Here is a 19,839-nt window from a genome sequence, read left to right on the forward strand (position 1 = left end):
CTTCTGTCGTCTGTGAAAAAAACGGCGACAGTGTAGCAAAAAAGCCGCCGCAGGATAAACCGTGACCTACAGGAGCAGCTGCAGCAGATTGTTGGCGTTGAGCTTTTTCAGCGCGTTGCATTTATGGGTCGAAACCTGTTTCTCAGACATACGCGTCACGATGGCAATGTGGCGTACCGGCAACCCGGTAAGCATCAGATCGAGCACGTTGAATTCAAGACCGGTAAGACAGCAGTCAAGGCTTCGGACGCGGCGAGGCTCTTTTGCCAGCAGATATGCCGCATCTGCGACGGCGATCCGGTCATCGATGATATAAAGGGTTAACGTACTGAAACGCTTGCGTAAATGCGTCGCCAGCGCCCACCCCTTTTCATTGCAAACCAGATACAGGCTGCCTTGCCAGCGGGCTGCTTCCAGTCTGAGCAAAATGTTTATCAGCGCCTGATGCGTGGCGGCCACGGAAAAACGGCAGCGCACAACAAGCACGCGGCGGCTAAGCAGCGCTGGCTGCCATTGCACGGTGTCGCTTTGGACCTCTGGCTGAACGCCCCGACGCAGCAGCGCGTAGCGCAACCCTTCGGCGTAAAATCGATTATTGTCGAGAATGGCGTAACTCACGGTGACCTCGTTATAACGTGCTGGGCGTATAGATAACGCGCAGCGTGCCGGTATAGTCGCCCGCGTTTTTGCTGCTGGCGGCAAACGCGGGGGTTTTCAGGATAATAGGGGCAGGGATGCACAGTACGCTCTCGCGTCCGCCGGGCAGCACGACCTGACGCAGATACTGCGGATCGTTTGTACCTTGCCAGACCAGGGTTTTACCGTTCGAGACGGTTTCGGTTGCGCCTGTTATTGGATTGGTGACGGAGACCCGATAATCGAGACGATCCCGCGTATCGGTCTGGCTACCGCCGCGTCGCCTGATAGAAAACGCGCCTTCGGCACGGTCCGCAGACGTGACTCCGTCGTCTTCAAACCGAAGGTAGGCGCGGGTGCTGGTGCTGTTATTACCGTCGTACAGACACATATCCAGCGAGTTTTCACCCTGGATCTCACTACCACCCGGCCGCCCCGGGAAGTTGGTCAGGTTGAGGTTAACGATGGGCGTTGAGTGCGGAAATGCCGGCAGATAAATTTGCTGATTACCCGGATCGACCACCTCAATGCGAATGTTGGCCTGCCACCTGGCGATAGTGAGATAGCCAGGGCATCCGACGTTTACGTCATTGAAGTTCCCGCCACAGTCGGCGCTCCCCCATTGACGCAGGTTCTGCTTAAGCGTTGCGGTCCAGATCCCCGGCAGGGCGAGCTTATCCAGTTCGCTTTTCACAATATAGAAATCGAAGTAGGGCTCTCTGTTCCAGTCAGCAATTGTGGCCGTTCCCCCTGTCACAAAGCTGGCAAAGATAAACACTTTATTGTTGATAAACATGTAGTGATCGCCATACACCTTGATATCCACCGTCTTGCTGGTGAGGGCATGCGTGAAACGTAAATTGATGGCATAGGGCGCGGCCGGGTTACCCGAGAACCACACCGGGGCGGTCATGCAGGCTCCGTAGGTGGTGTCGGTGCGGGATAAACAGGTCAGGGTATTGCGCCCCCACTTTTGCGGGTCGGCTGCGTCATAGCCGCCCGATTCATGAAGCCAGATATCGAAACGCGCGGGCGGTGCCGTGCGATCGAAGCTGATCCCAACGCTGGTGTTTCGTCCCGCAGGGGCACCCGCCAGCGTCTGGCCTGTCCACAGGCTTAAAAACAGTAAAATAAAGAGACACTTAATCACATCATTTCCCTTTAGCGAGGTTGTCGGCGTTCATGGCGGTCGGGCTGACTGGGGTCGTTCGTCCGGCCAGCATCAGCTGTGCCTGCTGCTGGACGGCATCCGGCAGGGCGGAGAAGGTTAACTCCCGGCAAGGAATGGAACCGACGTAGCGCACCACGTCGCGCATACTCTTCACGTTCAGCGCGCACTGATAAAACTGCTGCTGACGCACCAGGTAGAGGTTATGCAGCAGGGCGTTGCTTTGGGCGCTAAACCCGCCGTTGCCAAGATCGCTCCAGCCGTTCACGTTCAGCGGCACGGCGCCGATAAACGGCGAATGACGCTCGTCGGTTAACTGGCCGAGCCAGGTGTAGCTTGCGGTGGTTTGCACATCCCGACGCAGCAGTTTGCCCGGCACCATAAACAGCGTTCTGCTGCCTGAACCTTGCGTAATTTCACTGCTGGCTCCTCGCGAGACGTCCAGCGATTCGTTAATCGTCAACGTTGACTGCTGATAGCCCGGCACTGCGAAGAGGGCGCGACTATTGCCCGGAATGTCTGCACTACCGCCGTTATCCAGCGACACGGCGACGCTCGGACCAAGAGTCTCTTCCGGGGTGGCAACGTTAACCGCGACGGCGGAAGCAGGACGTCCATCGCTCCAGCGGCCCAGCCACAGGCCAGAGCGCGACAGCGCAAGAGTCGAGCTGTAGTTGCCGCTGCTGCTCAGCGTATGGCGACGATCCTGACGATCCCAGGCATCGCTGACGGTCAGGCTGCCGTTGCCGTATCGCCCGCCCTGGCGCGTATAGGCTGAGGTATTCAGCGAGTCGCTGTTAATGCCCGACGCGCTCAGACCGTACTCGTTTTCACCGCGTGCATCGGCGTACCAGTTATGCGCCACGTTGTAGCTCAGCTGATTTTTTTCACGCTGCTGGTGCTGCCAGGTCGCGCCCATAGAGGTATAGCTCGACGCATCACCCTGACGGTTATGCGCCATGGACAGGCTCACGCTCAGGTAGCCGCCTTTGTCCCTGCCGTCGCGGGCGTCATCGTTACGCATGAACAGGTTAATGCTGCTGTTAATGTTGAGGCCTCGGGTGCTAAAGGCATTGCTCAGGCCTCCCTGCCAGGCCCGCGAGCGCGAGCGGGTCATATAAACCGATTCCCACGGCAAACCCGCATCGTGGCGATCGTCGCTATCCGGCAGCTCCCGACGTGAAACGTAACGTCCTTCGTTGCGGTTATCCGAATACCCCAGGCTCGCATACCAGGCGCCGACAGGGACGGAAAACATCACCGAGAGGGTTCTATAGCAGCCGTTCACGGCGTCAAACCCCGCGCTTCGGGTGTTGCAGTTTTCCGCTGATAGCGCGTTGCGATAGAGGCTCAGTGAAAAACCGTCGTTGTAGCTGATTTGCTGAATATTGCCGCGCTGGCCTTCGCTGCCGTAAAGGTAGCTAAACCGGGTACTCAGCACGCCGTCGATCGGACCCGCGTTGAAGCCCCGGCTCCAGTCGAGCGCATTTTCCAGGAAGCGCTGGTTTTTCTTTATCGTTGCTCCGCTGGTAAGCGCTAAGGTCGGGGTGACGGGCAGGCGTACGCCCGCTTGCGCAACCGCGCTGCGTTCTTCGTTTTGATCGCTATTGTCGGTTTCACCCGCCTGCAGGAACCACTCGACGCGGTCAAATGGCGTAATGCCGGTTCGGGTAAACGGCACCTGCTCGGTACGCGTCAGCCGGTTATTTTCATAGACCGACAGCGTGACGGTGTAGCTCCCGTCCGGAAACGAGCGCGTGTCCAGGGTTTGCGCCCCGGCATTCAGGTAAAAGCTGGCCAGCAGCTGATTGCCACGGCGGGCGTCGATACGCGCGTCATGGGAAAGCAGCACGGTGACAGGGGTTCCCTTTGACCGCTGAATCGGATTAATCCACGCCCGTGTTGAACCCGTGCGCAGACCGCGAATTTTGCCCAGCGGCAGCTGGCTGAGGTTGATATTTCCGCCGGCATTACTGAACAGATCGCGGGTATCCATCTCGCCCAGCTGGACATAGTACTGGCGCAAGATATCCTGGCGGAACCAGGCGTTGTTGACGGTGATTTCCTGTTGCTGCTGACGCCGTGAACGCTGTCCCAGCCAGGTCCAGTCGAGATTAACATAGCCGTCCTGCGTGAGCGCCAGCGCGCCATTGCCCTGCACAGTGGCAGACTGATAGTCCCTGTCGGCAACGAAGTTAACATTCTGCTGATGGATCAGCGCATTTTCGGTGTCCTGCGTGGGCTGATACCACTGATTTTCCGCGGTGGCTTTAGGCAGAAATTTCTTGTCCAAAAACAGGCTAATACGGGCGTTATTCTCGTCATAGATAATGGCCGCGCGGTCGGTATTAATGTAATCGCAGCCCGTTGCGGAGCCGTTGCTGCTGCAGGCCAGGTTGCCGTTACGGGCAAGCGGAACGGCCAGCGCGGCAGACACGGTGCCAACGAGAGCAGGGTCGTCGTTAAACCGTCGTTTGATGGCCGCTACAACGGTTTCAGGTGCGACAAAACTGACCGTTTCAAGCGTGATATCCGTTTCAAAAAGTCCAAGCGACTCGCCGTAGAGGTTGACCTCTGTCCACAGGCGCTGCGTTTTCGCCAGATCTTCAAAACCTGCCGGGACGGTCATCCCGGCGCAGGCGAGTTGGATGGATGCGGGTAACAAAGCAACAAAGAGGAGAGTATTTCTGTGAAACGCCATGAACGAGCCTCGACATCATCCTGACGTCAGAGGGCGGGCACCCTCTGACGTTATTCCTTAGGTGCTGTGGTGTTACGCACCGCCTTCCGTGGTAGTCGCCTGCGTCAGCATCAGGCTGACAACGCCGCTGTACTGACCGGTTTTCAGAATGCCTTTGGTGGTCTGAGAAATGGTCAGCGGCAGTACCGCTGAACCGTTTTCGATGCTCCCCGGGAACAGTTCAGTACCGGTATATTCAACATCGGCGGTAGAGAGGGTTTTATCGCCTAGCTTCACCGTCATTGGGATGGTCTCAGCACCGTCGGCATTTGCCAGCTTCGCGGCGCTCACCAGACGCACTTTCACATTGCTGGTGGCGGAGTTAGACCATACCTTGGTATTCAGGCGGTAGCTTTCCAGACCGCGGCCAGGCAGGTACTGCATATCGATGCTTGCTGGCAGCGGCGTGTTATCGGCCTGGGTCATGTCCAGCTGTGAATCAACGCTGGCATTGACGGTAATATCTTTTTGGATCGCCAGCGCGCTAACGGACGTGGTCATCGCGGCAACAATCATCAGAGGTTTAAAGTACTTACGCATTGATATCTCCATATTTATAAATGAGCACCCTGGCTCTTTAAACAAACCCTTTGGGGTCTTTACGGTAACGTCGTGTTATTGCACGACGGGTAAATCAGCTTCTTCAGCGGTTTTATTCACCCAGTTGAAGTAGCGGAATTTATATTTCTGGCCTTGTGTCTTTGTGAGCGTTTTTAATTTCCGTTCAGTGTCCGGATAAATCGTCGCGTCTTCTTTAATCCATTTACACGACGAATCTGCGTCACAAATACCGATCTCTCTCAGCGGCACGCGCAGCGTACCGTTGTTTTTTAACGTGCCCCTGCGAGGGTCAATCGAGAGTGAAACCACACTTTTTTCCGGGGCGAGGTGGATCAGGGCGCCCCAGATCACATTGACGCCCAATGTCGCCGTCGCAGCAGGGCTTTCTGCCTTGCCGGGAATAATGCTGTCAGGCTGCTTTACCCCTTCAAAATAGACGCGCCAGGTGGTCTCTTTTTCCGGTGGCGTAAGCGATACCAGACGAACCACGCGCATTGCGCCTGCCGCGAGGGCAAATTTTTCGGGCGTGACAACAACGCCGCCTTCTTTCCACGAGGCCACATCAATTTCTTTTTCCTGGGCCGTGCCGGGATTAAGAATTTTCTTTTGCCTCACTCGAATGAACTGAATATCATCCGTTTTCGACGCTACCTTAATTTGTGCCGCACCGGACTTGTCCATATTCAATTCCATCGGGTACACGCTCATATTGGCCATTGCCATTTCTGAGAAAAATGGCAATGACAGCGCGGCGACATAAAAGGCGGTTGTCATGTTCACTCTATTTTTCTGTTTCACATTCAGTCTGCCTGCTCTGAGTTCATCGGCGGCGCGTTAACACCAGGACACCGTCTGCTTTCGTATTGCTTCAGGGCAGGGAAACTTTAACCAGAACAGCGGTTTGTGAAAATTTGTATTAATTAACTCGCTAAATACAGGTTTTTATCCTGCTTTTCTGGCTTTAAGGTTGTATAGTTAAGCGAAAATACCGCGACCAGGGATAGGAAGAAAATTCCTTCTGATGAAAAAATAAGCAGGTCAGGAGGCGGTTTTCATGTCGATGTACCAGGGATAAAAAAGCATGCGGTAACAGCCGAGAATAAAAGATGTTTTTTATATGCAATAATTCGTTGTTATTCGATCCTGAAGCACATGCAATAAGTCTTGTTGGACAACCAGAATCTGTATTAACGCTTTCGGCGCCAGCCGTGCGGCTTTTGCAGGAATTTATTAAACACAAAGGATGCGACCTGAGTCGGGAGGAATTAATCACTCGCGTGTGGGAGGAATTTGGCTTTACGCCATCGGGAAATAATCTCAATAAAGCGGTTAGCGAATTACGTAAAAGCTTCCAGTCTCTGGGAGAGGGGCACGAGTTTATCGTGACCGTGCCCCGTTACGGGTTTCGTTTTGAGGCTGATGTGATTTTTCAGCCCGGAGAGAATATTCCATCCGCCGATCCGCAGCCTTCTTCCGCACCGCAAGAGGTGAAGCCTCAGCGCGCATCCGGGAAAAAATGGGTAATTGTGGCCGTATTGATCGTCGCTGCGCTGGTGACGAGCTTCTACTTCAGCCGACCGCAGGGGATCATCGCTCCGGCGAAGCTCAAGCCGCTTAAGGAAAAAATCGCGCGTTGCAGCCTCTGGATTATCAACGATCACGGAAGGCCGCTGGTGCTATCGAAATTAGCGGAACGGCTGGAGGCCAATAGCGTGGCGTGCGAACGCGAGGAGTATGACATTTATTATTTCAGCGCCCGTTTTTCTATTTCAGATGCAGATGAGGTGTTCATTGGTGCCTGCCCGGCCAGCAAAACCAGCCTGTGCAAAACCATACGTTATAAAAGCGGGGCTCAAAAATGAAAATAAAACTTCTTTTTGGGCTGGGTGGTGCAGTGGTCGGCAGTGCCCTGGCGCTGTTTTACTATTCCGGCTGTGCGGTTAAAAAGGATGTGCTGGCCTGCAGCACTGAATTTAACTTTACGCGCAATGAAGGAAAAGCCAGTGAAGTGAAGGTCAATGCCGTTGCCCAGTTCTATTTTCATCGGGACGGAACCGGGTTGACCACCTATAAAGGCGCGGCAAGGGCTGGCGGGCAAAATTTGATCGTTGACAGGGATGTGGACTTTACCTGGCAGCAGCGGGACGATGATAACGTGATTGTGTTGAGCTACACCAAAACCTGGCGTCGGCACAATGACAATACGCCTGATGCTCAGTGGGGGAGTTTCGCCAACCCAACCGCACGCTACTATCTGACGATCTCTGAACTCGCGCCTTCCGTGTGGCTGATTCAGGACCGGCGTTACCCCACCTATATTTGCCGGGGTGAGTAGGGCATAAAAAAAGGAGAATGCCGTTGGCATTCTCCTTTTTTGTATCCGTTGTGCTTAATCGCGGCTGGCGAAGCCCAGGATGCTCAACAGGCTGACGAAGATGTTGTACAGCGACACATACAGGCTCACGGTGGCGCGGATATAGTTCGTCTCACCGCCGCGAATGATATTGCTGGTTTCAAACAGGATCGCGCCTGAGGAGATCAGAATAAACACGGCGCTGATTGCCAGATGCAGGGCAGGCAGCTGCAGGAAGATGTTTGCCACCATACCCACCAGCACCACCACGACACCCGCCATCAGCATACCGCCGAGGAAGGACATGTCCTTACGGGTGGTCAGCACGTAGGCCGAGCAGCAGAAGAATACCAGCGCGGTGCCGCCCAGCGCCATGCCGATAAGGTCACCCATACCGGCAGACAGATACGCATTCAGCATCGGCCCCAGGATGTAGCCCAGGAAGCCGGTGAAGGCAAACGCGGACAGAATACCGACGGGCTTGTCAGCGGTTTTGTAGGTCAGGAACATCAGACCATACATACCCACCAGCGTCAGGATCAGCCCCGGAGATGGCAGCATCAGCACGGTGCTGGCGGTTGCGGTGATCGCGGAGAATGCCAGCGTCAGGCTGAGCATGAAATAGGTATTGCGCAGCACCTTGTGGGTGCTGAGTAGCGATGTGCGGTCGCGTGAAGAAGTAATTATACGATCCATGAGTCACTCTCTTATGACAGATGTAATTAGCGGAAAGAATAGGAAACGACACGCCAGTCTCAAAGTGGTTTTACCCATCTTTACTCAGCACGTTAGCGCTGGAGGTGGTTATTTCTTCTGCAGAAATCCGTTTCGCCAGTATGAACAGCGGTTTGCGACAATTTACCAGATCAAGCTCTTATAGGTTACTGAAAAATATTGCGTTATTACCATTCGAACGCTAAGAGTTATTTCCGGATCGTCATAAAACAGACTATAAGGCGAAGGAAATGAAACCACAAACACGCACTCACTTTACGCTCTCTTTGTTAACCGCAGGGATCCTGTGCGCCAGCACGGCAGCCTGGGCGGCTAACGTGCCGGCAGGAACCGCGCTGGCCGATAAGCAGGAACTGGTGAGAAACAACGGCAGTGAACCGGCTTCGCTCGACCCGCATAAAGTCGAAAGCGATGTCGAATTCAATATTATCAGCGATTTATTCGAAGGACTTGTAAGCGTCTCCCCGACAGGCGAAGTCCAACCCCGACTGGCGGAAAAATGGGAGAACAAGGACAACACCGTCTGGACGTTCCATTTGCGTCCGGGCATCACCTGGAGCGACGGCACGGCGATTACCGCTGAGGATGTGGTCTGGAGCTGGCAGCGCCTGATCGATCCGAAAACGGCTTCGCCTTATGCGAGCTATCCGGGCAACATGCATATCGTCAACGCGGCCGATATTGCTCAGGGGAAAAAAGCGCCCGATACGCTGGGCGTAAAAGCGATTAACGACACCACGCTGGAAGTGACCCTCACGCAGCCAAACGCGGCCTTCCTCGCGATGCTGGCGCACCCGTCGCTGGTGCCGGTGGATAAAGTGCTGATTGGCCGCTTCGGCGATAAGTGGACCAAACCGGAGCATTTCGTCAGCAGCGGGGCGTATAAGCTATCGCAGTGGGTGGTCAACGAACGCATCGTGGCGGAGCGCAACCCGCGCTACTGGGATAACGCGCATACCGTGATTAACAAAGTCACCTACCTGCCCATCACGTCCGAGGCCTCGGATGTGAACCGCTATAAGGCGGGCGAAATTGACATCGTGTACACGGTGCCGATTAACCAGTTTGCCCAGCTCAAGAAAACCCTGGGCAGCGAGCTGGACGTTTCACCTCAGCTGGCGACCTATTACTACGAATTCAATACCACCCGGCCGCCGTTCAACGACGCGCGCGTGCGCAAGGCGCTGAACATGGCGCTGGATAAAGACATCATTGCCGGGAAAGTATTAGGGCAGGGGCAGCGCCCGGCGTGGCTCATCAGCCAGCCGGATATCGGCGGCGTGAAGCTACAGAACCCGGATTACGCCAGCTGGCCGCTGGACAAGCGCATCGCCGAGGCGAAAAAGCTGCTGAACGAGGCCGGATATAACGCCAGCCACCCTCTGAGCTTCAACCTGCTCTATAACACCTCTGAATCGCACCAGCGTATCGCGATTGCGGCCAGCTCCATGTGGAAGAAAAACCTTGGCGTGGAGGCAAAGCTGCAAAACCAGGAGTGGAAAACCATGCTGGATACCATGCACACCCACAACTTTGACGCGGTGCGGTACGCGTGGATTGCCGATTACGACGATGCGGCGACCTTCCTGAACAACTTCCGCACGGGCGACAGCGAAAACACCAGCCAGTACAGCAATCCGGACTACGATCGCGCGCTGCTCAACGCCGCAAAAGCCAAATCAGCGGAAGAGCGGGGTAAGTTCTACCAGCAGGCGGAAGATCTGCTGGGGCGTGATGTACCGGCCATTCCGGTTTATCACTACGTCCGTACGCACCTGGTGAAACCGTGGGTGGGCGGATTTACGCCGGATAAGCTGGGGTACTATTTCACGAAAGACATGTACATCAAAAAACACTAAGCCTGTGCTGATAAAATCGTCGATGTGTCGTCAGTTCAACCGATTAAACACGTTTTGACTATTTTTACAGCGAACGAGTGCAGCCACTCTTTACAGCACGCGGTGAGGTGTTTATAGTTCGCCTCACTTAGGAAGCGTGGCCGAGCGGTTGAAGGCACCGGTCTTGAAAACCGGCGACCCGAAAGGGTTCTAGAGTTCGAATCTCTACGCTTCCGCCAGATATAAGCCCCAGGTTACTCGTTAACCTGGGGTTTTTCTTTTTGGATTTGCCGATCCGCCTCACACTTTTAAGTCCCTGCCATTTCCCTGTAAAAAACAGGCGTTATCATTCATCCCGTAAATATATTGCTATCTCTTACCGAGGCTTTGATGCTGGAGAATGTTTTCATCAGATAATCAGTCTCCCGCCCTTTTCAGGACGGACTGGTTATCGCTGCGCTTAAACCTTACGCGCGCACCTGCGGGTGTGGGCTCGTTTTTACGCATGATGATTACACAGGTTTTCCAGTATGAATTTATCCCGTCAGGAACAACGTACCTTACACGTTCTCGCCAAAGGTGGACGTATTGTGCACGTCCGCGACAGCTCTGGCCGCGTCACTTCCGTTGAGTGCTATACCCGTGAAGGGCTGGTGCTGAGCGACTGCACGCTTAGCGTCTTTAAAAAACTCCGCACCAAAAAGCTGATCCGATCCGTGAACGGGCAGCCTTACCGCATCAATACCACCGGGCTGAACAACGTTCGCGCCCAGCTGGATAATCGCTAAGCGGAATAAACAACGCCACCCGCGGGTGGCGTTCATGCATTAAACGGTGCAATGCAGGGATATCGTTGCGGATGCAGGAATGTAGGCCGGGTAAGCGCAGCGCTACCCGGCAATAAAGGCGATGTTTAAGAGCGGATAAAGGCCAGAATGTCCGCGTTGATAGTATCCGCGTGCGTGGTATGCATCCCGTGCGGGAAGCCCGGGTAAATTTTCAGTACGCTGTTCGCCAGCAGCTTGTCCTGCAGCAGGGCAGCATTCTTATACGGCACGACCTGATCGTCGTCGCCCTGCATTACCAGAACGGGAACCGTGATCGTTTTTAAATCTTCCGTCTGGTCGGTCTCTGAAAACGCCTTAATCCCCTCGTAGTGGGCCTTTGCGCTACCGATCATCCCTTGACGCCACCAGTTCTGGATCGTCCCCTGTGAAACGTCCGCGCCATCCCGATTAAAGCCGTAGAACGGTCCGCTGGCGACGTCGAGGTAAAACTGGGCGCGGTTAGCCGCCAGCGCTTTGCGGAAGCCGTCGAAAACCTCGATGGGCGTTCCGCCGGGGTTACCGTCCGTTTTGACCATCAGCGGCGGCACGGCGCTGACGAGCACCGCTTTGGCGACGCGCCCCTGCGGTTGCCCATACTGCGCAACATAGCGGGCGACCTGTCCGCCGCCGGTGGAGTGACCGACGTGCACGGCATTGCGCAGATCCAGGCTTTCCACCACGGCTGACGCGTCGGCCGCATAATGATCCATATCGTGGCCTTCACTCACCTGGTCCGAACGCCCGTGACCGCGACGATCGATAGCGATAACGCGATAGCCTTCAGCGAGGAAGAAGAGCATCTGGTTATCCCAGTCATCGGCACTCAGCGGCCAGCCGTGGTGGAAAACAATGGGTTGAGCCTCTTTTGGGCCCCAGTCTTTGTAGTAAATATTGACGCCATCTTTCGTTGTTACGAATGCCATACCGCAGACTCCTCTGTTAAAGGCAAAACGTTCCCCGGCTGAGCGCACAGCGAATCATTAATGCCTTAATTAAGTTGGCTTTTTTCTGTTTCCCGTACCGACAGTACTCCTAAAGTGTAGGAGAAATAGTAAAAGCAGTCGGTTTCATTCCTGTGAAAGGGAGCAGGACAGCGTTCAGGAGGAGGGGGAACGAAAGAAGGCTCTGGAGCGATCCTCCAGAGCCTTCAGGGCAGCATTAACCGCAGGGGCGTTTAGCGGTTTTCTTCAATATAGCGGGCCAGGTCCGCCGGGGTTTTTAGCACCGTCGCCACGTCAGTTGGCGGGATCATGCAGCCGTAAACGTCCTGCACTTCCAGCACCATATCGACTGCCAGGATGGAGTCGAGAATGTCGGATTCAATCAGTTCATCGTGAAAGCCCACCTTACGGGATAACACTTTTTCGAACAGGGCGAGAATTTCTTGTTCCATAATTTTTCCTGGGGTCATTAATTTGTGCGGGCGTAAGCGTCCAGCAGCTTGCGGTCAATTTTGCCGTTAGGATTCAGCGGCAAAGCGTCTTTTACGATAATTTGTGAAGGCACCATATAGTGCGGAACGACCTTCGAAAGCGATGTTTTGATGGTGTCCGGCGCCATATCCGTCACGCAGAACGCGGCAATGCGCAGCACGCTGCCGCAGGATTTCATCAGCGGCAGGACCACCGCTTCGTTGATGCCGGACATGGCCAGCAGGCGGTTTTCAATCTCATTGATTTCAATACGGTAACCGTTAAGTTTGACCTGGCTGTCGTTGCGGCCCTGGCAGTAGATCAGCCCCGCTTCATAGCCCAGATCGCCGGTACGGTAGCCGCGAAACGCTTCATCTTCCCGACGGAGTAATTTCGCCGCGTTCTCCTGCGGCAGGCCGAGATAGCCGCGCATGACGTTTTTACCCCAGATAATCAGCTCGCCGTCGGTGGAAATTTCCATTTTGCTCTCAGGCATCATGACCCCCACCGGCAGCACGGCGCTGTCGCTGTTCAGGATCGCATCCGTGATTTCAACCACGGTCGTCGCAATCGTCGCTTCCGTAGGGCCATAGGAGTTAATGATTTTGGCCTGCGGGAAGCGGCGGCGAAGCTGTTTAACCAGCGCCTTATTGAGCACTTCACCAATGAAGATAAAGACGTTGAGCGCAGGCAAATACTCGCTGTTGAACTGCGGGGAAAGCAGCTGCTGGTAAGCAAAAGAGGGGGTTGAAACCCAGGCGGAGACCGCGTTGCTTTTCAGTCGCTCCAGCCAGTTCTCTTTCTGAATGTCTTCTTTGGCGTTCAGCACGATGTGTCCGCCCATCGCCAGATTCGCCAGCAAAGGGATCAGGGAGAGGTCAAAGCTGAATACCGCGTGGTTCATCAGGACCGGTTTTTCCGGCAGTGAAAAGTCCTGGCTGACCCATTTCATGAAGTGCCATACGCTTTCACGCCCAATCTGCACGCCTTTAGGTTTACCGGTGCTGCCTGAAGTAAACATGATGTAGGCCAGATCCTGCTCCTCCAGTACCTTGCCCGGTTCCCCGGTGGCGATGAACTGCCGGGTCGCGACGTCGTAATAGTAAGGGGCGCTGGCCAGATGGCAGATCTCCCGAAGGCGCTCCTGCGGGTAAATGCAGTCCACCGGGATGTACGGAATGTTGTGCAGCAGGCAGCTATAAATCGCCACGGCGAACTCGGCCTGCTGGTGTCCGTACAATACGACCGGCGTACCGGCAACAGGCTGGCAGCGCTGATAGCGCTGCGCCCAGTCCGTCACGGCAGCGGAAAGCTGTAGCCAGCTTAAGGCTTCGTCGCTGCCGCTGATGGCCAGCTGCTGCGGGGAGGCGGGATCGCATAATGCCGCACGTAAGAAATCCTGCAGTTCCTGAAGATCGGAGTGATTTTTCATAGAGGTGACATTCCACTAAAGATGTAAAGGGATCCCGCGGCGCTTCCCAGCGTCAGGATTCGCCCTAAAAACGCAACGGCCGGATACTGCAAGCCGCGGTGCAATGCCGGGCTGCGTTTGGCTGACCACAGCAGCATATTGTGAGCGACGGAAATCGCGCCAAACAGCGCGCCGCTGATGACGTAATGGCGTTCCAGGCCATTCCATGCCCCCATGCAGAATAAGGTGCAAAAAATACCGATATTTTGCGCCAGCGTTTTGTTCTGACGGAAAAAGTTGAATTTCATCAGGTTCATATAAACGGGCATAAACACCACATCGCGCAGCCATTCAGACAAGCTGATGTGGAAGCGGCGCCAGAAATCCTGCGGGTTCTTTGCCAGAAGCGGCATGTTGAAGTTTGCCGGAATATTGAGTCCAAACAGGCGGCCTGCGCCGATGGCCATATTGCTGTAGCCCGCAAAATCAAAGTACAGGTAGGTGCTGTAGGCAATCGACATCACCACGCCCACGGTCAGCGTAAACGGCTTATGGCTCCAGGGCTGCACGACCAGCGAATCAATAAGCATGGCAAACAGGAACTTCTGAACAATGCCGGTAATGATTTGCTCTAACGCGACTAAAAACTGTTCGCGGTTAAGGGCAAATACGGGCTTGCTGACGTCACTCATCCATGTCCGCCAGCGGTACATTGGGCCGGCCAGGATAATAAAAGGCATAAACAGATAACAGAAATAGTGCAGGAAATTCTGACCTTCTTTTTTACTGCGATAGAGCAGCACGTCCAGCGCGCGGAACGTCATAAAAGAGAGGCCGATCATGCCCCAGTGGTTATTTAAATGTAATTTCACCAGCAGCAGCGGCAATAATGTCAGAACGACCGCCTGCCACGTTTTTAACCATCCCTTCTCTTTTAGCGTGGCAAAAACATAAAAGCTGAAAAAAACGGCGACGGGGACAATATAATCGCCCTGAAATATATATCCCCATCCCAGCGCCGTCAGCACCGATAGCGCAGATAACCAGGTCAGACGATGGCGTAATACGCGATTAACCAGCGCAAACGCCAGCGCGGATGAAAACAAATAAACAAAAAACATTCCTGAGCTGTACATCATTCGGCCTCAGAACTTTTGATATTCAAAATGCAGCTGCATACTCATGCTGTCATCGACAGAGGTCCACGCGACGATGGTGATCGCCAGCAGGAGATAAAGGAAAAAAAGACGGATCGCGATTTTCATCATTTAAAACTCTGTGCAATAAAGCGAATCATAGGAACCCAGGCCAGTTCGGAAGGGTGCAAACGATCCCAGTTCCAGCCATTCTGATAAGGCATGGCGTACATATCTAAATAAGGGATCTGGTTTTTTTCCAGAATGGTTTTTATTTGTTTATCAACCGGACGGAAGGTATCGGTATTGTAAAGCGCCCAGGGGTTAACCGGGTCGACGATAGCAATCACCTGCACGTGACGTTCTTTCAACAGCTGAACGGTTTTACTGAAAGCGGCGATTTGCGCAGGCACAACCGGCGTGTCGTCCCACTGCTGCGGCTTACCGTCCTCGTCGTAAATCGTTTTGTCCATCCACAGCGTAGCCGCGCTCTGCTGGCGTTTTTTATTTAACTCGCGCGCATTCGCCAGCTCTTTATCCCAGTCGGGGGCAATGTGGGTTGTTGGCTGCTGCGGCCAGGGCTGTACCGTCTGGGGCGTGATGTTGAGCAGCGCCAGCCAGTCGTTTTTTATCAGGGTGCAGACGTTGGCAAACTGGAAGCTCAGCTCGTCCCACATCAGATCGGGGTGCCAGCCAAAGACGCGCATTTGGCCAAAGGTTAAATGGCTTATTTCTTTACTATCAATATGCTTTAAATAATTAACCAGCAGCGGGCGCGCCTGCGGATCCTTCATCAGCGGATTAAAAATAGAGCCGGGGAAATTATCGGCATAGATAGCCGGTGGCAGCCCTTTTGAGTAAAAGCTGTCAGGGGCCAGAAGCAAAACAACTTTACTGTTTGCGTTAAGGCTATTTTTAAAACGTGAGAACAGTAAAAATTGCGTTTCATCATCGACGAACGCATCGCCATACGCCACGACGGGTTTGTGCAATTGCTTATTAAAGTAATTATATACAGCGTAATGTTCATCTTCTGAGGTGGCAACCTCAGACGCCCCAATGAAGAAAATAGCATTCCCTTCTAAGGCATGGGAAATAGTCGCAATTTTTTCCGCTTGTTCTTTAGGCGTGCCCGCCATTGATTTAATCAGCGGCTGGAAGGTGAGGGGCGGATTGAAGCTCGTCACCAGCGGGTGAACACAGAGGAACAAAATGGCCAGGGTCGCCATCAGGATATGTAAGCAAGGCGTATTTTTGATTTTCATCATCAACCAGTAACACTGCATGGCAGTAATTTCTAAATCTGTGGGTACGCAGATTTATAACAATTACACAACAAATGACCGTTTATTTTTGTGGCATTCTATACCAGAGCGATTTAAAAGGATGAGCGTTGCTGTGTAACGGTATGTACAAGGGGGCTGTGACCGATGCGCGGCAAGCGTCTGGGTGATTTTTGCGCAGTCAAACGCCGGTGGGTAAAAATAGAAAAATTCCTGCTTTACAAGGTGCTAATAGATGTTTATAGTGCGCCTCACTTTGGAAGCGTGGCCGAGCGGTTGAAGGCACCGGTCTTGAAAACCGGCGACCCGAAAGGGTTCTAGAGTTCGAATCTCTACGCTTCCGCCAAATTCGAAACCCTGCGATAGCAATATCGCAGGGTTTTTTCGTTTTACAGGGCAATCACCAGCTCCCCGGAATGGCTCCGCGAACAGCACAGCGCGACCTGCTGGTTTGGCGCGCCTTTTTCCGCCTCCGACTGCACGCTATCCCGATGATCCACCACGCCGTCAATCACCGGCGTCAGGCACGCCCCGCAAATCCCCATTTCGCATGACAGCGGCACGTCTACGCCGTTTTCCTGTAATACCTGAGCGATGGTCTTATCCGCGGGCACCGGCCAGCGCTCCCCGGTCGAGGCGAGTTTGACCGTAAAGATCTCGCCCGCGTCACCGCGTGCGGCAGGGGCCGCGGGCTGAAACGCCTCGCTGTGAAGATGGCCATCATCCCAACCCCTTACCGTCGCCACGTCTCGTACTTTTTCCATAAAACCTGCCGGGCCGCAGATCCAGGCGTGATGACCCGCCTCAGCCGCCGGGAGATGTTCTGCCAGCGCCGTGCGCGGGCTGGCGGTATGAATGTGGCACTCACCGAACCGGGAGAGTTCGCGCGCAAACGCCGCGCTTTCGCGGCGTTTGACGTAATAGTGCAGCGTAAACGGCGTTCCGGCCGCCTTCAGCTGCAGGGCCATCGCATACAGCGGCGTAATGCCAATGCCCGCCGCCAGCAGCAACACCCGCTCAGCCTGATGCAGCGGAAACAGATTGCGCGGGGCAGAGATCGCTAATTTCTGCCCGGGTCGCAGCGTCTCGTGAACGTAGCGCGATCCGCCGCGCGAGGCGGTTTCCCGCCCCACGCAGATAAGATAGCTCTCGTCTCCACATGCCCCGGTCAGGGAATACTGGCGCACCGCGCCGCAGGGCAAGTGCACATCAATGTGCGCGCCGGGCTGCCACGCCGGCAGCGCGTTACCGTCTTCAGCCACCAGCCTGACGGCGAGGCTTTTATCGCCCTCGCGCCACAGTCCGTCAACAATTACGCTCAGCATATCGGCCTCCGTCATACGAGGAAAAATTCGCCAAAGCCCATCTTCTTCAGTCCCCGACGGTAGGCAATTGAGCTTTTATCGGCGGGAATATGGGCTTCCAGCGTCAGATCCAGCGGCAGACTTTCCGGGCGCTGGGTTTCGACCATCAGGCGATCCTCTTCAAAAATGCGCAGGTTAAAGGCATGTACATCCTCCACCGGAATATGCAGGTCAAAGTTACGCGCGATAGGGGCGAACATGCGGGTGACGCGCGATGACACGGGCGACGCGGCGTTCATGATCGCCAGTCTCGATTCTCCCGGAAAATGAATCGTCAGGGTGGCGGTAAACGGTAGATGCATTTCAAAATGGCGCAGCCACTGGAACCCTTCCGGCGCCTGCACGGGTGAACTGGCGGGATAGTTGCTCACGGTGCTCCAGTAATCGGCAACAAAACCGAACGGCGTCTCCTGCGGCTGATAGGCGGGCACAAGCTGGTTACTGGGATCGGCAAAGGTATCGGTGTGGATCCAGGCAAAGTGCGCCACGTCCAGAAATCCCTCCACCTGTCGCCCGGCGAAGCCGTTCACCTCAAAAGCCGGGCAGTTGATCTGCTGAAATCCGTCGTCATCCCAGTGCGGCATGGTGGGCAGCGGTACAGGATTGTCCGGGTCAAACGCCAGGCAGGTCCAGATCAGGCCGAAGCGTTCCTCAACGGCGTAGTTAATCAGGTTCAGCTTCGCCGGAACGGGCTGGTCGGGGCTGGACGGAATACGATTGCAGCGCCCGTCCTCCCCAAAGCGGAGGCCGTGGTAGGGGCAGATAATCCCGTGCTCGTCGTGGAAGCCGAGCGTCAGCGGCACGCCGCGGTGCGGGCAGACGTCACGGGCGACCACGACCTGGTCGTTAATCCGGTAAATCACCAGCTGTTCATCCAGCAGGGTCGCCTTGACCGGTGCCGGACCGACGTCGCAGGCGCGCGCGACCGGGTGCCAGCATTTCGCCAGGCGCAGCCAGTCCTCTGGCTCAAACGTGCAGTGGGCGGGTGGAGTCGGTTCTCTTTTCATGGTTGTCCCTCTTGCGTTCAGCCTAACGGGCCGCCCTGAATGGTCTCGCACAGACCGTTGATAATGCGCTCACCGGTCTCCTCTTTGAGCTCCTGATACCAGGCCTGCGTCAACGCCATGTCTTTCCCGTGGGTGACGTCGCAGCGTTTACGCGCCTTCAGCACCAGGTCGCGCACCCGGTCGCAGCGCAGCGCTTCGTACTGCCGCAGCGCCAGCGTGATGCTGTGGTTTTCAAGCAGGCATTCTCCCAGTACCACGGCGTCTTCCATCGCGGCACAGCCGCCCTGACCGATGTCCGGCGTGGTGCTGTGCGCGGCATCGCCGAGCAGCGCGACGTTGCCGCGCACCAGGCTGTCGAACGGTTCAATGTCGTGGATTTCAATGCGGTTGGTGGTCTCGGGATCCAGCGCCGCGATAAGCTTCTGCACCGGCGGCGCCCAGCCGCGGAAGTAGCCCGAGAGATCGGCGCGCAGGGTGGTGCGATCCTCCGCCAGGCCAGCGGGCAGCGGCACGTCAAAAAAGAAGTAAAAGCGTCCGCCGGAGACGGGCATCAGCGACACGCGTTTGCCTTCGCCAACGAAGGTGGTCCACTGGTGCGCCGGGGCGATCTCTTCGTCAATCTTCACCAGCCCGTTCCAGTTCACGTACCCGGCGTAGCGGCGCTCCGGGGTGTATCCCAGCACATACGGGCGAACCGCCGAGTGGCTGCCGTCGGCGGCAATCAGAAAATCGCCCACTGCCGTGGTGCCGTCGGTGAAGGTCACGCTCACGCCCGCGCCGTCTTCGCTTACGCGTTCGACGCGCTTGCCGAACTGCACCCTGTCGCGCCCCCAGAAGTCCAGCATTTCGCGCTGGAGCTCGGTGCGCGAGACGGGGCAGGGACGCCCGCCGGTACGCTCAACCAGCGGGGCAAGGCTGAAGCGGGTCAGGGTCTCGCCGCGCCGGTAATCCTTGTAGGCCATAAAACGCATCGGCCCGCCGTAGGTCTCGATGATGTCGCCCATACCGAGGTGCTGCATGCATTTCACGCCGTTAGGCCAGATGGAGATGGCCGCCCCGACGGGCCGGATCTCTTTGACGGCTTCAAACACGGTACAGTCGATGCCCGCTTTCTTCAGCGCGACGGCGGCGCTCAGGCCGCCAATACCCGCGCCAATGACGATTGCTCTCATGCTTCTCTCCTTTTGCAGGGTGTAAAGGCATTCAGCAATTTGCGTACCAGGCTGCAGAGTGGCGAAAACGGCGTTGTGAGGGGGACGTTTGCACTGCTAAGGTGCGCAAACGCGGTGAGCGTGCCTTTTTTTGAATCAAAAATTTCCAGTTGAGCTATACGGAATCGACTGTTTCACGCCCGCGCTCAGAGTGGCG

General features: G+C 55.4%; 19 protein-coding genes and 2 tRNA genes. 6 read left to right on the top strand and 15 right to left on the bottom strand.

Annotated elements, in window-relative coordinates; translation table 11 throughout:
- Positions 1-66 precede the first annotated feature (66 nt).
- From DFO52_RS09410 to DFO52_RS09430, 5 genes are all read right to left on the bottom strand, one after another.
- The gene (locus tag DFO52_RS09410; protein ID WP_029739911.1) at positions 67-618 is read right to left on the bottom strand and encodes a LuxR C-terminal-related transcriptional regulator; all 552 of its coding nucleotides are present in this window, start codon (positions 616-618) and stop codon (positions 67-69) included.
- A gap of 10 nt (positions 619-628) precedes the next feature.
- On the bottom strand, positions 629-1,786 hold the full coding sequence (locus tag DFO52_RS09415; protein WP_133550232.1) for a CfaE/CblD family pilus tip adhesin: 1,158 nt from the start codon (positions 1,784-1,786) through the stop codon (positions 629-631).
- A 1-nt stretch (position 1,787) separates the two neighbouring features.
- Positions 1,788-4,505: a TcfC E-set like domain-containing protein gene (locus DFO52_RS09420; RefSeq protein ID WP_133550234.1), complete on the bottom strand. Its 2,718-nt coding sequence runs from the start codon at positions 4,503-4,505 to the stop codon at positions 1,788-1,790.
- Between the two features lie 72 nt (positions 4,506-4,577).
- A complete protein-coding gene (locus DFO52_RS09425) occupies positions 4,578-5,084 on the bottom strand; it encodes a CS1 type fimbrial major subunit (protein ID WP_021240847.1) in 507 nt (168 codons plus the stop codon).
- A 75-nt stretch (positions 5,085-5,159) separates the two neighbouring features.
- Positions 5,160-5,903 carry a fimbrial protein gene (locus tag DFO52_RS09430; RefSeq protein WP_166642355.1) on the bottom strand — a complete coding sequence of 248 codons (744 nt, stop codon included), beginning with the start codon at positions 5,901-5,903 and terminating at the stop codon, positions 5,160-5,162.
- Between the two features lie 308 nt (positions 5,904-6,211).
- Here DFO52_RS09430 and DFO52_RS09435 point away from each other — a divergent pair, with 308 nt between their 5' ends.
- Positions 6,212-6,967, top strand: coding sequence for a winged helix-turn-helix domain-containing protein (locus tag DFO52_RS09435; RefSeq protein ID WP_133550236.1), 756 nt, complete (start codon positions 6,212-6,214; stop codon positions 6,965-6,967).
- Positions 6,964-7,440: a hypothetical protein gene (locus DFO52_RS09440; protein ID WP_029739917.1), complete on the top strand. Its 477-nt coding sequence runs from the start codon at positions 6,964-6,966 to the stop codon at positions 7,438-7,440. The genes DFO52_RS09435 and DFO52_RS09440 overlap by 4 nt, the downstream gene beginning before the upstream one ends.
- Positions 7,441-7,494: 54 nt before the next feature.
- On the opposite strand, the gene yccA is transcribed toward DFO52_RS09440, so the two are convergent.
- Positions 7,495-8,154: an FtsH protease modulator YccA gene (yccA, locus tag DFO52_RS09445; RefSeq protein WP_023335168.1), complete on the bottom strand. Its 660-nt coding sequence runs from the start codon at positions 8,152-8,154 to the stop codon at positions 7,495-7,497.
- Positions 8,155-8,423: 269 nt separating this feature from the next.
- On the opposite strand from yccA, the gene DFO52_RS09455 reads away from it, so the two are divergent.
- The 3 genes from DFO52_RS09455 to DFO52_RS09465 all read left to right on the top strand — a co-directional run bounded on the left by DFO52_RS09455 (position 8,424) and on the right by DFO52_RS09465 (position 10,819).
- Positions 8,424-10,052 (top strand): ABC transporter substrate-binding protein, encoded by a 1,629-nt coding sequence (locus DFO52_RS09455; protein ID WP_029739918.1) that lies wholly within the window; start codon positions 8,424-8,426, stop codon positions 10,050-10,052.
- A gap of 130 nt (positions 10,053-10,182) precedes the next feature.
- Positions 10,183-10,270: transfer RNA gene (locus DFO52_RS09460), tRNA-Ser, on the top strand.
- A 291-nt stretch (positions 10,271-10,561) separates the two neighbouring features.
- A complete protein-coding gene (locus tag DFO52_RS09465) occupies positions 10,562-10,819 on the top strand; it encodes a YjhX family toxin (RefSeq protein ID WP_021240841.1) in 258 nt (85 codons plus the stop codon).
- Between the two features lie 125 nt (positions 10,820-10,944).
- On the opposite strand, the gene DFO52_RS09470 is transcribed toward DFO52_RS09465, so the two are convergent.
- From DFO52_RS09470 to DFO52_RS09490, 6 genes are all read right to left on the bottom strand, one after another.
- Positions 10,945-11,781 carry an alpha/beta hydrolase gene (locus DFO52_RS09470; RefSeq protein WP_023311045.1) on the bottom strand — a complete coding sequence of 279 codons (837 nt, stop codon included), beginning with the start codon at positions 11,779-11,781 and terminating at the stop codon, positions 10,945-10,947.
- A gap of 251 nt (positions 11,782-12,032) precedes the next feature.
- Entirely contained in the window at positions 12,033-12,251 is a 219-nt protein-coding gene (locus tag DFO52_RS09475) for an acyl carrier protein (protein ID WP_008499867.1), read from the bottom strand.
- Positions 12,252-12,268: 17 nt separating this feature from the next.
- The gene (locus DFO52_RS09480; RefSeq protein WP_029739921.1) at positions 12,269-13,702 is read right to left on the bottom strand and encodes an AMP-binding protein; all 1,434 of its coding nucleotides are present in this window, start codon (positions 13,700-13,702) and stop codon (positions 12,269-12,271) included.
- On the bottom strand, positions 13,699-14,817 hold the full coding sequence (locus DFO52_RS09485) for an MBOAT family O-acyltransferase (RefSeq protein WP_029739922.1): 1,119 nt from the start codon (positions 14,815-14,817) through the stop codon (positions 13,699-13,701). The genes DFO52_RS09480 and DFO52_RS09485 overlap by 4 nt, the downstream gene beginning before the upstream one ends.
- Before the next feature lie 9 nt (positions 14,818-14,826).
- Positions 14,827-14,949, bottom strand: coding sequence for a hypothetical protein (locus tag DFO52_RS23415; RefSeq protein ID WP_023335174.1), 123 nt, complete (start codon positions 14,947-14,949; stop codon positions 14,827-14,829).
- Positions 14,946-16,082 (bottom strand): D-alanyl-lipoteichoic acid biosynthesis protein DltD, encoded by a 1,137-nt coding sequence (locus DFO52_RS09490; protein ID WP_133550405.1) that lies wholly within the window; start codon positions 16,080-16,082, stop codon positions 14,946-14,948. Before DFO52_RS09490 ends, DFO52_RS23415 begins: the two co-directional genes overlap by 4 nt.
- A gap of 276 nt (positions 16,083-16,358) precedes the next feature.
- On the opposite strand from DFO52_RS09490, the gene DFO52_RS09495 reads away from it, so the two are divergent.
- A tRNA-Ser gene (locus DFO52_RS09495) sits at positions 16,359-16,446 on the top strand.
- Between the two features lie 43 nt (positions 16,447-16,489).
- On the opposite strand, the gene DFO52_RS09500 is transcribed toward DFO52_RS09495, so the two are convergent.
- Genes DFO52_RS09500 through hpxO form a run of 3 tightly spaced genes read right to left on the bottom strand, consistent with a single transcriptional unit; the run spans position 16,490 to position 19,643 of the window.
- Positions 16,490-17,425: a PDR/VanB family oxidoreductase gene (locus tag DFO52_RS09500; RefSeq protein WP_133550238.1), complete on the bottom strand. Its 936-nt coding sequence runs from the start codon at positions 17,423-17,425 to the stop codon at positions 16,490-16,492.
- Between the two features lie 11 nt (positions 17,426-17,436).
- Positions 17,437-18,471 carry a molybdenum cofactor-independent xanthine hydroxylase subunit HpxD gene (hpxD, locus tag DFO52_RS09505; RefSeq protein WP_029739925.1) on the bottom strand — a complete coding sequence of 345 codons (1,035 nt, stop codon included), beginning with the start codon at positions 18,469-18,471 and terminating at the stop codon, positions 17,437-17,439.
- A 17-nt stretch (positions 18,472-18,488) separates the two neighbouring features.
- On the bottom strand, positions 18,489-19,643 hold the full coding sequence (gene hpxO / locus DFO52_RS09510) for an FAD-dependent urate hydroxylase HpxO (RefSeq protein WP_133550240.1): 1,155 nt from the start codon (positions 19,641-19,643) through the stop codon (positions 18,489-18,491).
- Positions 19,644-19,839 lie beyond the last annotated feature (196 nt).

It is taken from the genome of Enterobacter sp. AG326 (assembly GCF_004362415.1).
GTDB lineage: Bacteria > Pseudomonadota > Gammaproteobacteria > Enterobacterales > Enterobacteriaceae > Enterobacter > Enterobacter asburiae.

Coding starts and splice junctions, on each gene's coding strand:
- DFO52_RS09435 (WP_133550236.1), top strand. CDS start 6,212: ATGTTTTTTATATGCAATAATTCGTTGTTATTCGATCCTGAAGCACAT.
- DFO52_RS09485 (WP_029739922.1), bottom strand. CDS start 14,817: ATGTACAGCTCAGGAATGTTTTTTGTTTATTTGTTTTCATCCGCGCTG.
- hpxD (WP_029739925.1), bottom strand. CDS start 18,471: ATGAAAAGAGAACCGACTCCACCCGCCCACTGCACGTTTGAGCCAGAG.
- hpxO (WP_133550240.1), bottom strand. CDS start 19,643: ATGAGAGCAATCGTCATTGGCGCGGGTATTGGCGGCCTGAGCGCCGCC.
- DFO52_RS09480 (WP_029739921.1), bottom strand. CDS start 13,702: ATGAAAAATCACTCCGATCTTCAGGAACTGCAGGATTTCTTACGTGCG.
- DFO52_RS09490 (WP_133550405.1), bottom strand. CDS start 16,082: ATGAAAATCAAAAATACGCCTTGCTTACATATCCTGATGGCGACCCTG.
- DFO52_RS09470 (WP_023311045.1), bottom strand. CDS start 11,781: ATGGCATTCGTAACAACGAAAGATGGCGTCAATATTTACTACAAAGAC.
- yccA (WP_023335168.1), bottom strand. CDS start 8,154: ATGGATCGTATAATTACTTCTTCACGCGACCGCACATCGCTACTCAGC.
- DFO52_RS09440 (WP_029739917.1), top strand. CDS start 6,964: ATGAAAATAAAACTTCTTTTTGGGCTGGGTGGTGCAGTGGTCGGCAGT.
- DFO52_RS09475 (WP_008499867.1), bottom strand. CDS start 12,251: ATGGAACAAGAAATTCTCGCCCTGTTCGAAAAAGTGTTATCCCGTAAG.
- DFO52_RS09420 (WP_133550234.1), bottom strand. CDS start 4,505: ATGGCGTTTCACAGAAATACTCTCCTCTTTGTTGCTTTGTTACCCGCA.
- DFO52_RS23415 (WP_023335174.1), bottom strand. CDS start 14,949: ATGATGAAAATCGCGATCCGTCTTTTTTTCCTTTATCTCCTGCTGGCG.
- DFO52_RS09465 (WP_021240841.1), top strand. CDS start 10,562: ATGAATTTATCCCGTCAGGAACAACGTACCTTACACGTTCTCGCCAAA.
- DFO52_RS09500 (WP_133550238.1), bottom strand. CDS start 17,425: ATGCTGAGCGTAATTGTTGACGGACTGTGGCGCGAGGGCGATAAAAGC.
- DFO52_RS09425 (WP_021240847.1), bottom strand. CDS start 5,084: ATGCGTAAGTACTTTAAACCTCTGATGATTGTTGCCGCGATGACCACG.
- DFO52_RS09455 (WP_029739918.1), top strand. CDS start 8,424: ATGAAACCACAAACACGCACTCACTTTACGCTCTCTTTGTTAACCGCA.